Source organism: Psychrobacter sp. bablab_jr014 (genome assembly GCF_016464015.1).
Taxonomy (GTDB): domain Bacteria; phylum Pseudomonadota; class Gammaproteobacteria; order Pseudomonadales; family Moraxellaceae; genus Psychrobacter.
Genome location: NZ_JACDXT010000016.1, coordinates 1 through 2,903, shown reverse-complemented (window position 1 = coordinate 2,903; position 2,903 = coordinate 1). Strand labels below are relative to the sequence as shown.

General features: G+C 30.4%; 3 protein-coding genes. 1 reads left to right on the top strand and 2 read right to left on the bottom strand.

Translation table 11 applies throughout. The annotated features are described in order from the left end of the window. Window positions 1–443: DUF523 domain-containing protein (locus JIE71_RS04165; RefSeq protein ID WP_199507474.1), on the bottom strand; the 443-nt coding region annotated here is incomplete at its 3' end. 265 nt (window positions 444–708) lie between these two features. Here JIE71_RS04165 and JIE71_RS04160 point away from each other — a divergent pair. Beyond that, window positions 709–1,632 carry a protein rep gene (locus tag JIE71_RS04160; RefSeq protein ID WP_186310822.1) on the top strand — a complete coding sequence of 308 codons (924 nt, stop codon included), beginning with the start codon at window positions 709–711 and terminating at the stop codon, window positions 1,630–1,632. Between the two features lie 1,123 nt (window positions 1,633–2,755). On the opposite strand, the gene JIE71_RS04155 is transcribed toward JIE71_RS04160, so the two are convergent. Next, window positions 2,756–2,903: DUF523 domain-containing protein (locus JIE71_RS04155; RefSeq protein ID WP_199507473.1), on the bottom strand; the 148-nt coding region annotated here is incomplete at its 5' end.

The window sequence follows — 2,903 nt, the reverse complement described above, 5'->3', positions numbered from 1 at the left end:
TTATAATTTTTTTCGTTGTAAACTTGTATTCCGTTTTTTATTAGTAGTGCTGAAAATATTCCTACTCCTTGTTTTTTGTTTCCGTTAAATTCACCAGTGTAAATATTTTCTGTGCTGCAAGTTGGACTATCAGATTTTAGGATTAATGTTTTGCAATTCATTTTTTGGCAAGTATCTAATGCTTTCATAGCTCCAATTACATATTCTTTTGTAACGTCTTTGCCATGATCATCAATAATTTTAGCTTTATTTTCCAATACATCAAAGCCGTCTCCTCCTAAGATTTCTGCAGGATTTCTTGGAGTTGATAGTCCTCCTAAAATTTCAGGGCATATTGGTTTTGCTATACCTTGGTCTACAAGTTTTTTTAAATTGTTGTTGATTTTGTTTCCTCCGTCGTATCTAACATTTTGACCGATTAAACATGCACTTATAAGAATCATACTTTATCCTCCGGATTTTAGCTTTTGGAAACGAGTTAAAAACGAGTCTCTTCTTATCTTGATACTATAGGTAACTATTACAAGCGAGCGTAACAACCTTAAATCCGTTGTCATATCTGGATTTAAGCACAAAAAAAGTTGCTTTTTCGTACCTATTATTGTAAGGTTTTAATTGACTAGAAAAAAACTATACAAGAAAGGAGAAAAAGCAACTTTTTTTATATACAATGTTTGAGAAAACAAAGTTGTTTTTATGTGTTATAACATGGAAAAGTATACAGAGAAAAAACAAAGAAATCAAGTATTTCAAAAATTTATTAAACGGCATGTTAAAGAGGGACAAATGGATTTGATTAAAAACTGTAATACGTTTTTAAGTTTTGTGACTGATAGGATGTTAGAGAAACAAAAATTATATAAATCTAATTTATGTAAGAATCGATTTTGTCCAGTATGTGCGTGGCGTAAAGCACGTAAAGATGCATTAGGTTTATCGTTGATGATGCAATATATTCAACAAGAAGAGTCAAAATTATTTATATTTTTAACACTTACGACCCCAAATGTTACAGCTGACCATTTAGAAAATGAGATAAAGCATTATAATGAATCATTTAGACGATTAAGTAATCGTAAGCATTTTAAGTCTATTGCTAAAGGTTATGTTCGGAAATTAGAAGTAACGTATAATGCGGAACGAGATGATTATCATCCTCATTTTCATGTCTTGATTGCAGTGAATCGTTCGTATTTTACAGATAAACGTTATTATATGAGTCAAAAAGAATGGTTAAACTTATGGCGTGATGTAACAGGAAATCCAGATATTACACAGGTTCATGTTCAACGTGTAAAACAGAACAATCAAAAAGAATTGTATGAGATGGCGAAATATACGGGGAAAGATAGTGATTATCTATCGAATCAAAAAGTATTTGATACGTATTATAAATCGTTGAAAGGAAAACAAGTACTTGTTTATTCTGGGTTGTTTAAAGAAGCACGTAAAAAATTGAAAGATGGCGATTTAGATTATCTTAAAGAAATTGATCCAACAGAATATGTATATCAGATTTTTTACATGTGGAATAAAAATGAATATTTAGCGAGTGAACTTTATGATTTAACGGATGAAGAAAAACGAGAAGTGAATCAAAAAATGATAAATGAAATTGAAGAAGAAAAATAAAAAACAAAACGCTACTCGAAAAAAGAGTGAGCGTTTTTTGTTTTGTTAGAAAAAATTAAAGATGTTTTTCTGAAAAAGGTTTGAGATTTTGAAATGAAAAATATGAGGGTATACAGGTGTAATATTGCAACTATTGCTATTAAAGAGCATAAGAGGAATCCTGCACAGAAATGTCTCCAAATGTATCCATTCGGTAGCCATTTCTGTGAAAAATATTGATTTGACAGTGTCAAATGGGATTCCTATATATGTGATAAAAATTGTTATATGACTCCCGAACGGCTACACAAAAAGCTCCCGAATAGCTACCCTAAATCAAAAACGGCTACCAAATGGCTACATAAAAAGGTAGCCATTTGGTAGCTAAAAATAATAATTTCGGTAACCAAATGGTAGCCAAAATCAAAATGTACTGCTGCCTTTTTTGAATATTATTAATCGGGTTTTAGCTTTTTTCTAAGAAGAACAATTGAGATTAAAAATATATTTTTCTTTCTGAAAGTGTTGAGAAATGAATTTTAAAGTGATTTATAGCCTCTCTGTTAAACGAAAGAAATTTTTGTTTGTTTTTATATTCGAAATAATTAAATGTCTTAGAAAGGGCTTAAAATGCAAAATAAAAGAACCACTCATTTTTGAGTGGTCTTCTGGAGAATAGTTATCATATTGTGCAATTAAAAGGAGCACTGTATTGAGGATACCACATGCATTTATGCCGAGAAAATTTATTGATGTTGAGAGGAACCCTTAACTAAACTTGAAGACGAATGTCGGCATAGCGTGAGCTATTAAGCCGACGATTCGACAAGTTTGGGGATTGTTAAGGGTTCAGAGGCTCAACGTCAATAAAGCAATTGGAATAAAGCATAAAAAAAGCCACTCAAAAAATGAGTGACCATGGGTTTAGATAGAGAATTACTTCATGTTAAAAAATCAATGCTGAATGGGGAATAATTTTACATTTCTACTTTAACATTTATTTATATTTCATCCAAAATCATTTGATAGTAAAGTTTTTTAAAAGTGACCCCCTAAAATGTAGAATAAAAGACTATTCAAAAATGAATAGCCAGAAAATAGTGATAATATTATGTGATTAAGGTGTGAGTACAAAATAAGGTATTTAAATATTATAATTTTTTTCGTTGTAAACTTGTATTCCGTTTTTTATTAGTAGTGCTGAAAATATTCCTACTCCTTGTTTTTTGTTTCCGTTAAATTCACCAGTGTAAATATTTTCTGTGCTGCAAGTTGGACTATCAGATTTTAGG

Excerpts from the sequence above, each read along its gene's own strand:
- JIE71_RS04160 (WP_186310822.1), top strand. The coding sequence starts at position 709 with ATGGAAAAGTATACAGAGAAAAAACAAAGAAATCAAGTATTTCAAAAA.